The sequence below is a fragment of the bacterium genome (genome assembly GCA_039961635.1).
Lineage (GTDB): Bacteria > 4484-113 > 4484-113 > JAGGVC01 > JAGGVC01 > JABRWB01.
The window spans coordinates 49,010-61,823 of record JABRWB010000059.1 but is presented as its reverse complement, the minus strand read 5'-3'; the positions used below and the strand labels follow the sequence as shown (position 1 = coordinate 61,823).

Below are 12,814 nucleotides of genomic sequence, written 5' to 3'. Positions count from 1 at the left end.
AGCGCGCTTCGCAGGTGCGCGCCCCAGAATCCGTTGACGCAAACCGGCCCTCCGGTCTTCAGCGCGACCTCCAGCCTGTAATAAGGAACCGAGTGCACGGATTGATACCATCATTTTTCCGGCTACGGGCGTGCAATTCTACTATCGGGATGTCAATCGACAAGCCCGACCATCGTATTCCTGTCCTGAACGTGATAGACCCTTATATTTAGCGGGGTATCAGCCGCGGCGGATTGAGGATCGGGCCTTGAAATCCTGATTGCAGCATCTAATTCCGAAAACTGATACCAGACATCACACCCTAAAATCTGGGCCACAAAGCCGCTGATAATTCCGACCGCCTTGTAGCCGCCCGTTGCGTTTATCGCCGCCTCGCACCCCGCAGTCGCCCTGATAGACTTAATAGTTTCGAACAGCTGCCGCTTCAGATTGTTCACGCCCTCATCCCTGAAGCTTTCAAAGTCGGGCTTTAAACCCTCGATTACGACAGTTTCTACGCTATCAATTCCCACAATGCCGAATTTGCCTTTGAAAAGCGCGGGGAAAACGGACTCGTAAAGCTCGCCCGCGAAGCGGCCTTGGGAGGTATCGGACACGAACAAAATTAGCTTCCTTACATTTCCCTCAATCTGCCTGAAGACGTTGACCGTGGAATTGATTTCCGCCGAGCTTGCCATCAGGTGCCCGATGCCCTTGTCGATCTCAAGCTCGGCGAGCTTGGCAACTTCGGGTAGTTCCCGGAATGTGCACCCGTAGGCTTCTTCAAGATTCTTCACATACGAGGTTCCGACCGTGCAAATCAAGTGGATGTTCGCCATAAGTCCTCCGCCGGAAAAACGGTGTGATTATATCGCGGCATTCCGCGCGGATTACCGCCTGCAATCACACGCCCCGGCGCCAATCTTCCAGAAGCTTTCTAAGCTTGATGTCGGGCGCCCCGATGTAATACAAAAAACCGAGCGGCCCGAAAAACAGCCCGGCAAAAAAACCGATAATGCCGCTGAAACCTTTCTCCGATGCCAGAGCGCTGGAAAACAGGCCAAACAGCAACCAGGCAAAAAACAAAGGTCCGATGTACTCCATAGCCTCACCTGGATCAAACTCGAATTTAGCCCATAAAGGGGAGAAGGTCGCGCGCGACATTGTAGGGGCGCACTGCGTGCGCCCGATGCGGGATTAGCTTCAGTTTCAAACCCCAAAAGGGGAGAAGGTCGCGCGCGACATTGTAGGGGCGCACTGCGTGCGCCCGATGCGGGATTAGCTTCGCGTTTCAAACCCCAAAAGGGGAGAAGGTCGCGCGCGACAATACATTGACGACTGGGAGGCCGTCAAGAATGAGCGGGAAGCGGGTTTCAAACCCCAAAAGGGGAGAAGGTCGCGCGCGACTAAAAAGTTTGGTGTTGTTGCAATTCTCGCTCATATTCAGGGGGTAAGACAGTTTCAAACCCCAAAAGGGGAGAAGGTCGCGCGCGACACTTTGAATCAAACGTGCGCACGATGCTGGCGTGTTATTCGTCGGTTTCAAACCCCAAAAGGGGAGAAGGTCGCGCGCGACATTTGGGAAGAGGTCGAGTGGCGAGGGAAACAGAAATGGTTTATCCGTTTCAAACCCCAAAAGGGGAGAAGGTCGCGCGCGACGCTATTTAATCCAAATATGAGCGCATATAAGGTGCACGTTTCAAACCCCAAAAGGGGAGAAGGTCGCGCGCGACTGTATGGTATACCGCCGAAGACGGGGGGGAGCTGCCGGATTGGTTCGTTTCAAACCCCAAAAGGGGAGAAGGTCGCGCGCGACGGAAATGGAGCGCGAGCGGATGCGTGCCGTGCTGCGGCGGTACGTTTCAAACCCCAAAAGGGGAGAAGGTCGCGCGCGACATTGGCATACGACAGGTTGTCCGAATTGATCCCTCTTTTAGTTTCAAACCCCAAAAGGGGAGAAGGTCGCGCGCGACCGTATAGGGTCTTGGTTCGGTTATGCCGAACTCTGGTCGCCGCGTTTCAAACCCCAAAAGGGGAGAAGGTCGCGCGCGACCAGGAAGTTGAAATCGGGCTGCTGGCCGACCTCGACACGGTTGTTTCAAACCCCAAGAGGGGAGAAGGTCGCGCGCGACGTTGCGGAATCGGCGTACCCCACGGGGTCATCCCGTTGGCCGGTTTCAAACCCCAAAAGGGGAGAAGGTCGCGCGCGACCCGGATCCTCTCGGCGTTCGAGTCCCGCGTGAACGGGAAGAAGTTTCAAACCCCAAAAGGGGAGAAGGTCGCGCGCGACTCGCCACAATGGCGCCCCGTCGACTCGGGGGGGATTACATGTAGTTTCAAACCCCAAAAGGGGAGAAGGTCGCGCGCGACTTGTTGGGGCCTGGCGGCATTGCTGACCAACCGCATTGGTACGTTGAAGTTTCAAACCCCAAAAGGGGAGAAGGTCGCGCGCGACCCCTGCCCTGAGGAGCGCGACTTCTTCTCCGCCTGCGGGATTAAGGTTTCAAACCCCAAAAGGGGAGAAGGTCGCGCGCGACAAGGTGGAATTTGAAGTTTTGGTGGTTCGCTCCACCATTGTATGGTTTCAAACCCCAAAAGGGGAGAAGGTCGCGCGCGACGTTCTGTTGATTCTTTTTCCGGGGGTTTTACTGGTTCTTTTGCGTTTCAAACCCCAAAAGGGGAGAAGGTCGCGCGCGACGCGCACCCCGCATACGGATCGAGGGTGTTTCTCGACCCTAAGTTTCAAACCCCAAAAGGGGAGAAGGTCGCGCGCGACCGCTCCTCGCCAAGTGAGTAAGGACTTGGTTCGCCTTTTATACCCGTTTCAAACCCCAAAAGGGGAGAAGGTCGCGCGCGACTTCCCTTGACAACATCCTCTTTACGGAATTGGCGAACAAGAGCGTTTCAAACCCCAAAAGGGGAGAAGGTCGCGCGCGACGATGGACTAGCCCATCGCGAGGTCCCGCCGGTCATGTCTGACGTTTCAAACCCCAAAAGGGGAGAAGGTCGCGCGCGACGGCCGAAGCTGCGGCCAGGCTCCTGTCGGGCATGGGCTACAGGGTCAGTTTCAAACCCCAAAAGGGGAGAAGGTCGCGCGCGACTCGTAAGTTGAACTTCGCATATGAAACTCTTTAATGAAGTTTCAAACCCCAAAAGGGGAGAAGGTCGCGCGCGACGTAGGGAGACTCGTTTTCGCGCACGGCGGTGAGATACGTCCGGTTGAGTTTCAAACCCCAAAAGGGGAGAAGGTCGCGCGCGACTGCAATTCGTTTGGGCGAGCAGTTTCCGGGGTGTGTGAGTGATGGTTTCAAACCCCAAAAGGGGAGAAGGTCGCGCGCGACAGGTGAAAGATGGATAAGCCGGTGTTGGTGATTTTGCCCCCGTTTCAAACCCCAAAAGGGGAGAAGGTCGCGCGCGACTGCAGGTGGATGACTTTGATTTCGGAATCGAGGGCGACAGCATTTTGTTTCAAACCCCAAAAGGGGAGAAGGTCGCGCGCGACATTGTCCCCAGCCTCAAGGTTGGGGACCAGACTACAGACGGGTTTCAAACCCCAAAAGGGGAGAAGGTCGCGCGCGACCGACAGGCGGCTAGGGCGGCGGCGGAAGGGTGTCGAAACGCTTCTCGGTTTCAAACCCCAAAAGGGGAGAAGGTCGCGCGCGACTGATAGAGTTGGAGGAGATGAGATTATACGTGGTGCAGATGTATGTTTCAAACCCCAAAAGGGGAGAAGGTCGCGCGCGACGGGTCGAGTTCCTGAAGCCTCTCGACTCCCGTCTTGCGTTTCAAACCCCAAAAGGGGAGAAGGTCGCGCGCGACTGACGGCGAGGAAAAGAGGAAGCGCGTATGACGCTCTGGGTCAGTTTCAAACCCCAAAAGGGGAGAAGGTCGCGCGCGACTGCCGCTTGCCGCGCAGTTTACGGCTTCGAATATAAAGAAGGCGTTTCAAACCCCAAAAGGGGAGAAGGTCGCGCGCGACCGTAGTTCGGGTTCTTCTCCATACCACGCTCTCCCCTGGGCCGTTTCAAACCCCAAAAGGGGAGAAGGTCGCGCGCGACGATTACCGTAAACAATACGGTGATCGTCTAACGAAGGCGGTTTCAAACCCCAAAAGGGGAGAAGGTCGCGCGCGACGCGCCCGTAAACACCCAGCCGATTGAGTAGCTCGTGCCATGCTCGCCGTTTCAAACCCCAAAAGGGGAGAAGGTCGCGCGCGACAAGCCGAAGCGCCGGAAGGCGAGCGCTTTTGCTTCGCCTGCGTTTCAAACCCCAAAAGGGGAGAAGGTCGCGCGCGACGATGGCTATGCAGGCCATCATATCAGAGGCCGAAATGTTGAGTGGGTTTCAAACCCCAAAAGGGGAGAAGGTCGCGCGCGACTGACGGGATATCTTCACCACGGATACGGAGCGGGCGCGCCGGTAACGTTTCAAACCCCAAAAGGGGAGAAGGTCGCGCGCGACCCGGAGTGGAATCCGGCGGCGGATGATGTCGTGGGCAATCTTCGTTTCAAACCCCAAAAGGGGAGAAGGTCGCGCGCGACAGAGTATCGAAGATTTGGCAGAGTTTCCATATGCCCAACGGGGTTTCAAACCCCAAAAGGGGAGAAGGTCGCGCGCGACGGGGATTTCGGCCCCAAAACCGAAAGCGCGGTAAAGTCGCTCCAGAAGTTTCAAACCCCAAAAGGGGAGAAGGTCGCGCGCGACCCCGCGGCGGGATTATGGTTGCGAGTAGACGAAGCGATTTGGCGAGGCGGTTTCAAACCCCAAAAGGGGAGAAGGTCGCGCGCGACTTAACGGTGGGAGGCTCCTTCCTCCCCCCGCCGAAGAGTTTCAAACCCCAAAAGGGGAGAAGGTCGCGCGCGACAATGTCGATATCGCCCCTGACCAGCCCCGGCTCGTAACCGTGTTTCAAACCCCAAAAGGGGAGAAGGTCGCGCGCGACGGATTGCAGCATATCGGTACATCGCTTGTCGGCGATGTAACGTTTCAAACCCCAAAAGGGGAGAAGGTCGCGCGCGACTTACCTTTTCGCGGGCCCGCATCAATATTAGCACAAAACGGCTTATGCAAGTAACCTCCCGCGGGCTGCCGAAAAAGCGATATTATAATATCACTTTCAGGCGGCTCCGGTTGTCGCGGAATCCAGCAGCGATGCGGGCTCATGCCTCATCCAAGTAACCTCCCGGCATTTTCGGGGTTTTGGAGGTTACTTGACGCCGAATCAAGCGCCCAAAATGCCGGTTTTCAAGGTACGCCGGGGCTTGCGCCCGCGAGCAACGGTTATAAGCCGCCGGGATCAAGGCTTGGAACGCGCTTCACAAGCATTGAAAAGGTCGTTTTGTCGCGGCTTTCCGGCTTGGTCTTTCGGTCAAATTCCTCCTTCCACACCGCGACGACATCCGGGCGTTCAGCCGCAATCCGCCTGGCAAGCTCAACGTCGCTTCCGGGGGAGGATTGATCCCTGCACTCCTTGCGGAAAAGCATTTTTATGGAATCTTCGTCGGCGGCAGCCAGGTCGAAGGTCTCCAGGTTCGCCGAGGCCGGAGCGGCACTCGATGGATTGACGGAGGATGCATTTTGCGCAATTTCGAACCAGCCGTAGCCGGCGCATTTCTTTGCGCCGACGCCCTGGGCCGCGAACGCGGCGGCAAACAGCTCCGGTAACGGCGAGGGGGGGTGGAAGTCCCGCTGCGGCCTGTACCAGAACGTCCAGACTCCGCCTTTCTTCACGGTCAGGAAGGTGCTGGGCACCGGGTCGAACCAGTCGCCGGGGGCGGGGATTCGGTTTCCGGAAGGCATGTAATAGGGGCCGTAGTGCGGCGTAAGAACATCCACTTCCAGCTCCGGCCATTTGTCCGGGAAAGCGTCCGCGAAAGAGAGCTTGCCGCGCGCTGCATCTTGATTGCCGTCGCCGAGAAGCGGACCGAAGGAAGCGTCAATGGCGGCACTTGACCAGCCGGCGGGTTTTGCGTTGGCGCGAAGAAAGCCCTTGACGGACGAGGCGGGGATGTACGGGCATCCGGTCATCCGGTCGAGCATGAATCCAAGCTCGGTGGGATGGTCTAGGCCGAGGCCGAGCACCAGGCGGGACTTGAGCTTCGCCGAAACGGGCAAGTATCCGGCGGCCCGCAGCGCGGCGGAGCGGCGCCTGATAAACCTGCCGAAGCTTTGGTCCATCCCATTGTTAAATTTCGAAGCGAAGGAGTGGTGGAATCCGGACTTGCCTTCGCCTTCGCCTGTACCCAATGTCCAGCCCTCGCCCCAGGTGTGCAGGTAGCAGTCGTGGATCAACGACCGGTTCGCCAACCGGTAACCATTGCTGCCCGTAAGCACCGGCTCTGCATGACTATTGATGTCAGCGGGCATCGGAAGGTTGAACGGCATCAGTCTCCTCCTTGGCCGCTATGCAGCATTGCTTCCGCGAACCGCTTGAACCAGAGCGCGATTTCCTTCGCTTCAACACTGGCTTTGCGGTATGCCTCGGCATCGGAAGACGTGATCAGCTGCAATAAGTCGCGTCCTTGGGGATTCTCGAATATCCTGCGTTCCGGATCGGCAAGCCACTCTCTCAACCAGGCAAGTGTTTCCCGGTAACTGCCGCTTTCATTATCCGCCTTTGATTTATAAAACGCCGCCGTCTGCCCAAGCCCGTTTGTGTGAAGCTGCGTACCGAGATCCAACAAGCGCGTTCTGAAATCCTTTTCTCTTGGCTGCCCGGCCCCGGAAATAGCGGATACCTTTGCATATGCAAAGGCAGCCCGCTTCTGAAGCAATGTCTGCGGCATCAGTTCATACCTCCATTTTTAAGCGAAACGTGGGTAATGCCGCGGCCGATAGTCTCGTCCGCGCCGATGCGTATCAACTTATGCCCGCCGAACCACTTGAAATACGCGTCCACGTCGGCGTCGCTGCGGCCGCGCAGCGAGCTTACGAAAATCGCGTCGGACGGAACAAGCTCCTGGTTGAACAACGCTCCCCTCGCCACTGTGCCCTTTTCCTGATCTATCCTTACGCGCGTCACGACGTCTGTTGCGGTTTTGACCAAATCGCGGAACACAAGGTCGCTTACGGCCAGCAGCCGGGTATTGAGCGCTTCCCTGACGTAATTGAAGGCTTCGTCCGACGGAAGCAGCGCCGACACTGAATTCACAATGCCCTCGGGAAGCCCCGGCTGTGCACTGACGAGCGAGTCTTCGAGGCTGATATCGCGTGCCGCGCCTCGACAGACGAGCGCGTTGTCATCCGCAATGGCGGGAACGGCGGGCGCTGCAACTCCGTAACGCGCGGCGATGCGGGCGAACCGCTCCAGAGCATAGGGGCAGGTCACCCAGAAGAACGGCTCAAGAAGCGAGCGCACGGGAAAGGCGACGAGCATACCGTCCGCGACGCAGATTCCGCCCTTGCCGTCCTTAGAGCCGAAAACAGCAGCGGCGCCGCTTTCGCCCTTATCGTCATGGTATTCCGCGCGCAAGACCCCCTTCAAGGTGGAGCCGGGGATGACCGGATACTCGGTGTGCTTTTCGCGCTGGACGGGCATATCTATAAAACCGGAGCTGCCCTCGTCGCCGCAATGCATGGATGTCTCGGCGTAAAGTCCGAGCATTGCAAGATCCCTGTATTTCATTTCCACTCTCCTATGGCCAAAGTGCCAAAACCTTTTTTTGCATCTTCGGGATAATCGGTGAACTTTGCTTGAAGCAGTGAATTTGGATCACCGCTTAAAAGCTCGCAAAAGTAAACGGTGCCCGGCCTGACCGCGCGGCGCAAAACGGTTGGAGCCCCACTTGCGCCGTCCCAGCCGCCGCAAGTTATGTATCCGCCGCCCGCAACCGAAACAAGTTTCAGTGCGACGCCCGCCAGCACAAATTCGCCGGTGCTCGAGTCGAAATCGCGCGGGAATATGCCCAGCGGATGTTCGAAAATCGCGGGGGTGACAAGCGCCAGCTTCAGCTTTTTCGCATCGACCGAAGCGCTCGGAAACGAGGACGGCGACGCCGCGCGTTCAACGGAGACCGTCCGTCCTTCGCCGCCGAGTCGGATTATTCCGTTTTCGGGAAGATCCTCCGAGCAGTCCACGCGAATGCGTAAATCCGTTTTCTTCAGCGGGCGCGCAAACTCGACGCCGAAAAGCACGGAATCCTCAACTTTGCCGATATTCGGGGATATTTCTATCCCCACCCTCGGCTCGAAAGTCCATAGCTCGTCGGAGTGAACAAAGCTTTCCGGCGAAGGATGTTCCCCTTTCGCCCAAGCCGACAGACCCGCGTAATCAATCCACCAGCCGTCCGGCTGCTTTGCGGAAGAACTTGCACAGACGGCGCCGCAAAATCTGTCCGAACGAAAGCCGACGCCATCTCCATCGGACGGTTTGGCAAAATGCGCGGCCAGGACTTTTTTTCTGTTTTCGCCGGATTTAAATTCAAGCCACAGATCCGCCGGACAGGGAAACAGATCGCCCTTTCCATCAGCTTCAAGCCACGGTCCTCGCACAACCAGATTGTGGTAGGAATCCGGGCCGCGTTTATCATTAACAACTTTGCGTATATCGCCCGAAATCCCGTTGTCGTTGCACCATTGATACAGCAAAACGGCCTGCAGCGCGCCGTAGACGGTCTGCGGGGAAGGCGGGAACAGGCTCTTCTGGAAATTGGCGAAGGGCTTGCCGTCCCGGAAAAAAAGCACGTCTTCGGGCACAAGCGAATAGTTTTTCATTTATTTTCCTCCTGCACGCGCATTTCATTCATCGCAAGAAAGCGGGCAAGTTTGAGGACTTCGGTCTTTCGATGTATCACGAACGGAAGGAGCAATTCCGAAACGCGCAGGGCAATGCTCTTATCTTTAGAATCGCCGCGCTCCCCGCCTCCGAGCAGGCCGCTTTTGGATACCGAGTGCAGCACAAGCGCGCTTAGCGCCGCTTCGCCGATTCCGTCGGAGACGTTTTCCCCCGTCAGCTGCTCCGCAAGCTCGATTATGGAATAAAGCTTGGTGGAGCCCAGCCGCGCGCCCAATTCGGACCTCACTTTGCGCAGTTTCTCAAACCAGTCCGGCTGGCCGTCGCATTCCACGAACTTGAAACCGCCTTTTGCACGGATGCCGTTGCGCTGCATGACCTGGAAGGCCAGGGCATTGCGCTTAAGCTCGTCCTTTGCGTATCCGTCAAGCAGGCGATGAGTCTCCGTCAGGAGTGGGCCGACCGGGGACAAAGCATGTGGGAAAATTATCGCGGCCGAAATGGTGGCGTCCGGCCCCGCGAATTCAAGGCCTTCCCGATACGACAAGGCAAGTTCCGCGCAACAATCAAGCGCGGAAGCCGCGGGAAGAAACGCAAGAACATCATCGCCCCCGGCGTAAACAAGGTGGCCGAGATGCCGCCTCACAATCCCCGGAACCATTTTCAGCGCAAAGTTGTTGAGCGCGGACGAAAACTTTGCGTGGCGCTCGGCCAATCCGTTTGAATTGCCGGAGCCGCGCAACAGCTTGCCTACATTGTCGCCGTCCATCAGGAGGATCGCGTAATAGCCGGACGGAAAAGGCACGCTTTGCGCTTTCAGCGATCTCTCGAATTCCTGGCGCGCCGATTCTGCTTCTTTGGCTTCAGTAGGAAATTCCCGGAGAAACCAGGTCGCATTTACGCCCCGCCCGTCCTCGGATTCGCAATTCCCGCGGCAACGGACAATGGCGGGTTCGTCCAACTTTTCGTCCGCCCGTTCAAGCGCGGCGCGGAATTTGCCGTATGCCTGGCGCAATTCATCGCTATCCCTGATGGCCTTTCCGAGTTGCGAGCGGAAATCGCCAAGCGAAATCTCGTGGGTTGAAGGAAAGGCAAACGCATCGCCGTCCCCGCCGATGGGAAAAACGCGCTTCGCCAGGCAGACCGCGCACAAGCCCTCCTTTTTGCCCTTTCGGAAGAAACCCTTGCTCTTGTCCTTTAACGAAAGGGCTTGCCATGCTTCTGAATCTTTTTCGCCACCGTGGTTAAGTGCGGTGCGCTCGCCGCACAAAAAGCACTTCGTTCCGGGTTCGGATATCTGGATAAACGGCCTTCCCGCCCTCATCGCATTGAACGCGGACGCCGCGGCCTCGTTAGACTTTGAGTAATCGGTTTGCAGAGGAACGGCGCTCCAGCTTATCTGAAACTGGGAGGGAATCTGGCGATCCAAAACGCTCATTTCAAGCAGGAAACCGCAGTTGCGGATGTAATTCGCCGCTCTGTCGACAATAGCCTTCCAAGCCTGCCGGACTGAATCTTCCATCTGCGCGGTTAATTTGTCCAACAATTCCTTGGGCACTACGGCCGAGAATCTGTTTGGAAGCGCCGCGATATCCGAGCCGATATCGGACTTGCCCTCACCGTCAAAGTTGTTCGACAGCCATTTTTCAAGCGCCGGCTGGTTGCGCATAGAAGGAAATGCGATCGCCCAGGGGCCGAGCTCGCGGACAATCACCATTGCCGCTTCGCCCGCCAGCGTGGAAAGGATCATGCTCCCCGCCCATAAATCCGCGGTGCGCCGCGCCTGCGCGATGAAGCCCTGGACGGGGCCGATAGACCATGTGAGCAAAAGCGGATTCCCCCCCCCCGCCAGCCGGGCCAAGGCAGCATCGGTTTCGTAGCGGCCATCGGATTCGGGAAGCAAATTCCACGCGCTTACGGCCTGCGGAAATGACGCGCCCGCGGGAAGTTTCAGCATTTCCAGCGCCGCGTCCGACAAGCGGCTCCAGGAGTTAATTGAGGTCATATGAGCACCTCCGGCGTGATGTCAACAAGACGCCCGTTGCCGGAATAAAAATTCAGGAAGTCGTCAACTATCTGTGATTGTTCAGGAGCAGAAAAATTGCGCCTCTTCCATTTAAGTTTGACTCCTTGAGGAAGAAACCTGCTTTTCAGATATAGAAAAACGGGATAATAGCTGCCATCGTCGGATTTTTTAACAGCTACAAGAAGCGGGCTTGCGCGCCTGTCGCCGGTATTTGCGTTTTCGGAAATAGATACGATCTCATCGTTGAATCTGCCAAAAGGCAATGGCAGACCGAAACCTATCCTTCCCGGCAATTCAACGTTGCCGACATTCCTATTCTTTGCCCATTGGTAATCTCTTTTTGTTCCGTATAGTATGCGGTTTTCGAGCTGTATTCCATATCTGCGCCTGAATGCCACAAGAAGGCAGCCGGCAAAATCCAGGGCATCAAGCGGAGAACCAAATTGAACATTGGCGCTTTTCGCTTTCAAGATGCGCGTATGTCCCTTTGCAAAATGCGAGTAGTTAGGAAAGCCCAACCGCGGTTGCACATTAAAAGCAGATGATAATTTTGGCAAGATTTCCTGCAATCCGTCATTAGGTTTATTGACATTCCTAGCCGAAACAATATTGAGTTCCGAGCATTTTGCAAATATCATTGACCCCCACCCTCTTCGCGACCTTGAACCCAAACCTCCGAAAGTTACGTAGCACCAAAGGGAAGCCTCCAACAACTTCATTTCTTTCTCATTTAAACCCGCGCTGCCAACGCGCGACGAAATGATCAGGTTGAGATTGCATCCCGAGGGAAAATAAAATTTTTGGGCATCTCCCTTGAAACCGACACATCCATAACCCAACCAGCCAAGCATGTTGCTTGGAGTTTCTGAGCCAGATCTGGGACTGACGATCTTTAGGCGATTCCTGTGAGATGAATCGAAACCTGAAACCTTTGTAAGAGAATCAGCAATGAATTTCTTCCCGCCGACATCCTTTTTCGTCGAAGAACAATCATGCTCAACTCGTAACGCGGCATTTGATGCAATTGAAGTATCCCCAAAAATCCTTGTCTCAATTGTTTTGGCATTTTCTAAGCCATTGGAATCACTTCCATACAAATACCCCAGCAGCGCGCGCGCCCAGAATCTCAACCCTCCGCGGATTGCGCTTGCGCGTATTTCTGCCGTGTTCCTGTTGTCCGCGCCGCCGGCAAACGCCGGAGTCAAAAGCTCAATTTTCGCTTGGAGCATCGCATACCTCCCGAACTGCAAAATCCACAGGCTTGAATCCCGACAAATCCGGAGAACTGGAATTTCGCCTCCGCCGCATCGGCTGCGCGGGACGCACGCTGCCCAGGCACGCTCCGGTTTTTGCCCCCAGTCCCGCGAACGGCGCGATCAGCCCGAGCAGGTGAAATCCGGCCATTCCTTCAGGCGAGTCGTACGCAATCTCGACCCTGCCGACTATTCCGCGATCCCTGACGCCGGGGCGAAGCATAAATTCAACGGTTGCGCAATCAAGCCGCACCAGTCTTGATTTGGACGGTGAAAACTCCTCCAGCAAATCCTTTACTTCCGCCGGTGAATAAGCCGAAACGCGCCTGGAAAGCTGTTTAAAAACAATCTCGGGGACAAAGGCAAGATTGCCCAAGCCGCCGCGCCTGCACTGGAACGGCGACCTGAGCTCAAGCGAAAACTCGTCGCGGCTTTCCGAGCGCTCAAGCGCAGCGGAGATGGCATCCTCCCATGCCAGCGACGCCTGCCCGGCATTCGACAGCCTCGCGTTTCCGACCGGCACAAGCGTCCGCGAGCCGATGCGCATGGGGAGCGCGAGCAAAGCTTCGCTTGAAGCAAAACGCTGCGCAAGTCCGTCGTCCAGAAAGCCGAACTCCCAAACGAAAACCGCCGCGCCATCCCCGGCCGCGCATGGCGCCGGCCATCCGACCGAAACGGAAGATGCGTCCCTGCCATGATAAACGGCGGCCGCGCCGTCAACCGAGTGCAGCAACCTTGTTGCAAGCCCATGCCACATCGAAACGGGCGCCGCGGCGGTCCGGGCAGGCCCAACAAGCTCCAACGCGACGATAGATGGCATTTCGT

General features: G+C 56.7%; 9 protein-coding genes and 1 CRISPR repeat array. All 9 genes read right to left on the bottom strand.

Annotation, left to right across the window (positions count from 1 at the left end):
- Window positions 1–152: 152 nt before the first annotated feature.
- Window positions 153–818, bottom strand: coding sequence for a hypothetical protein (locus tag HRF49_09655; GenBank protein ID MEP0814913.1), 666 nt, complete (start codon window positions 816–818; stop codon window positions 153–155).
- Window positions 819–882: 64 nt separating this feature from the next.
- Window positions 883–1,083 (bottom strand): hypothetical protein, encoded by a 201-nt coding sequence (locus HRF49_09650; protein MEP0814912.1) that lies wholly within the window; start codon window positions 1,081–1,083, stop codon window positions 883–885.
- Between the two features lie 21 nt (window positions 1,084–1,104).
- Window positions 1,105–4,999: a CRISPR direct-repeat array (repeat unit 37 nt; unit sequence GTTTCAAACCCCAAAAGGGGAGAAGGTCGCGCGCGAC).
- A 260-nt stretch (window positions 5,000–5,259) separates the two neighbouring features.
- Entirely contained in the window at window positions 5,260–6,363 is a 1,104-nt protein-coding gene (gene cmr6 / locus HRF49_09645) for a type III-B CRISPR module RAMP protein Cmr6 (GenBank protein MEP0814911.1), read from the bottom strand.
- A complete protein-coding gene (cmr5, locus tag HRF49_09640; protein ID MEP0814910.1) occupies window positions 6,363–6,764 on the bottom strand; it encodes a type III-B CRISPR module-associated protein Cmr5 in 402 nt (133 codons plus the stop codon). Before cmr5 ends, cmr6 begins: the two co-directional genes overlap by 1 nt.
- Entirely contained in the window at window positions 6,764–7,603 is an 840-nt protein-coding gene (gene cmr4 / locus HRF49_09635) for a type III-B CRISPR module RAMP protein Cmr4 (protein MEP0814909.1), read from the bottom strand. Before cmr4 ends, cmr5 begins: the two co-directional genes overlap by 1 nt.
- Window positions 7,600–8,691, bottom strand: coding sequence for a type III-B CRISPR module-associated protein Cmr3 (gene cmr3 / locus HRF49_09630; GenBank protein ID MEP0814908.1), 1,092 nt, complete (start codon window positions 8,689–8,691; stop codon window positions 7,600–7,602). The genes cmr4 and cmr3 overlap by 4 nt, the downstream gene beginning before the upstream one ends.
- Window positions 8,688–10,715, bottom strand: coding sequence for a type III-B CRISPR-associated protein Cas10/Cmr2 (gene cas10, locus HRF49_09625; GenBank protein MEP0814907.1), 2,028 nt, complete (start codon window positions 10,713–10,715; stop codon window positions 8,688–8,690). Before cas10 ends, cmr3 begins: the two co-directional genes overlap by 4 nt.
- The gene (cmr1, locus tag HRF49_09620) at window positions 10,712–11,965 is read right to left on the bottom strand and encodes a type III-B CRISPR module RAMP protein Cmr1 (GenBank protein MEP0814906.1); all 1,254 of its coding nucleotides are present in this window, start codon (window positions 11,963–11,965) and stop codon (window positions 10,712–10,714) included. The genes cas10 and cmr1 overlap by 4 nt, the downstream gene beginning before the upstream one ends.
- The gene (gene cas6, locus HRF49_09615) at window positions 11,946–12,809 is read right to left on the bottom strand and encodes a CRISPR system precrRNA processing endoribonuclease RAMP protein Cas6 (protein ID MEP0814905.1); all 864 of its coding nucleotides are present in this window, start codon (window positions 12,807–12,809) and stop codon (window positions 11,946–11,948) included. Before cas6 ends, cmr1 begins: the two co-directional genes overlap by 20 nt.
- Window positions 12,810–12,814 lie beyond the last annotated feature (5 nt).

Excerpts from the sequence above, each read along its gene's own strand:
- HRF49_09655 (MEP0814913.1), bottom strand. The coding sequence starts at position 818 with ATGGCGAACATCCACTTGATTTGCACGGTCGGAACCTCGTATGTGAAG.
- HRF49_09650 (MEP0814912.1), bottom strand. The coding sequence starts at position 1,083 with ATGGAGTACATCGGACCTTTGTTTTTTGCCTGGTTGCTGTTTGGCCTG.
- cmr6 (MEP0814911.1), bottom strand. The coding sequence starts at position 6,363 with ATGCCGTTCAACCTTCCGATGCCCGCTGACATCAATAGTCATGCAGAG.
- cmr5 (MEP0814910.1), bottom strand. The coding sequence starts at position 6,764 with ATGCCGCAGACATTGCTTCAGAAGCGGGCTGCCTTTGCATATGCAAAG.
- cmr4 (MEP0814909.1), bottom strand. The coding sequence starts at position 7,603 with ATGAAATACAGGGATCTTGCAATGCTCGGACTTTACGCCGAGACATCC.
- cmr3 (MEP0814908.1), bottom strand. The coding sequence starts at position 8,691 with ATGAAAAACTATTCGCTTGTGCCCGAAGACGTGCTTTTTTTCCGGGAC.
- cas10 (MEP0814907.1), bottom strand. The coding sequence starts at position 10,715 with ATGACCTCAATTAACTCCTGGAGCCGCTTGTCGGACGCGGCGCTGGAA.
- cmr1 (MEP0814906.1), bottom strand. The coding sequence starts at position 11,965 with ATGCTCCAAGCGAAAATTGAGCTTTTGACTCCGGCGTTTGCCGGCGGC.
- cas6 (MEP0814905.1), bottom strand. The coding sequence starts at position 12,809 with ATGCCATCTATCGTCGCGTTGGAGCTTGTTGGGCCTGCCCGGACCGCC.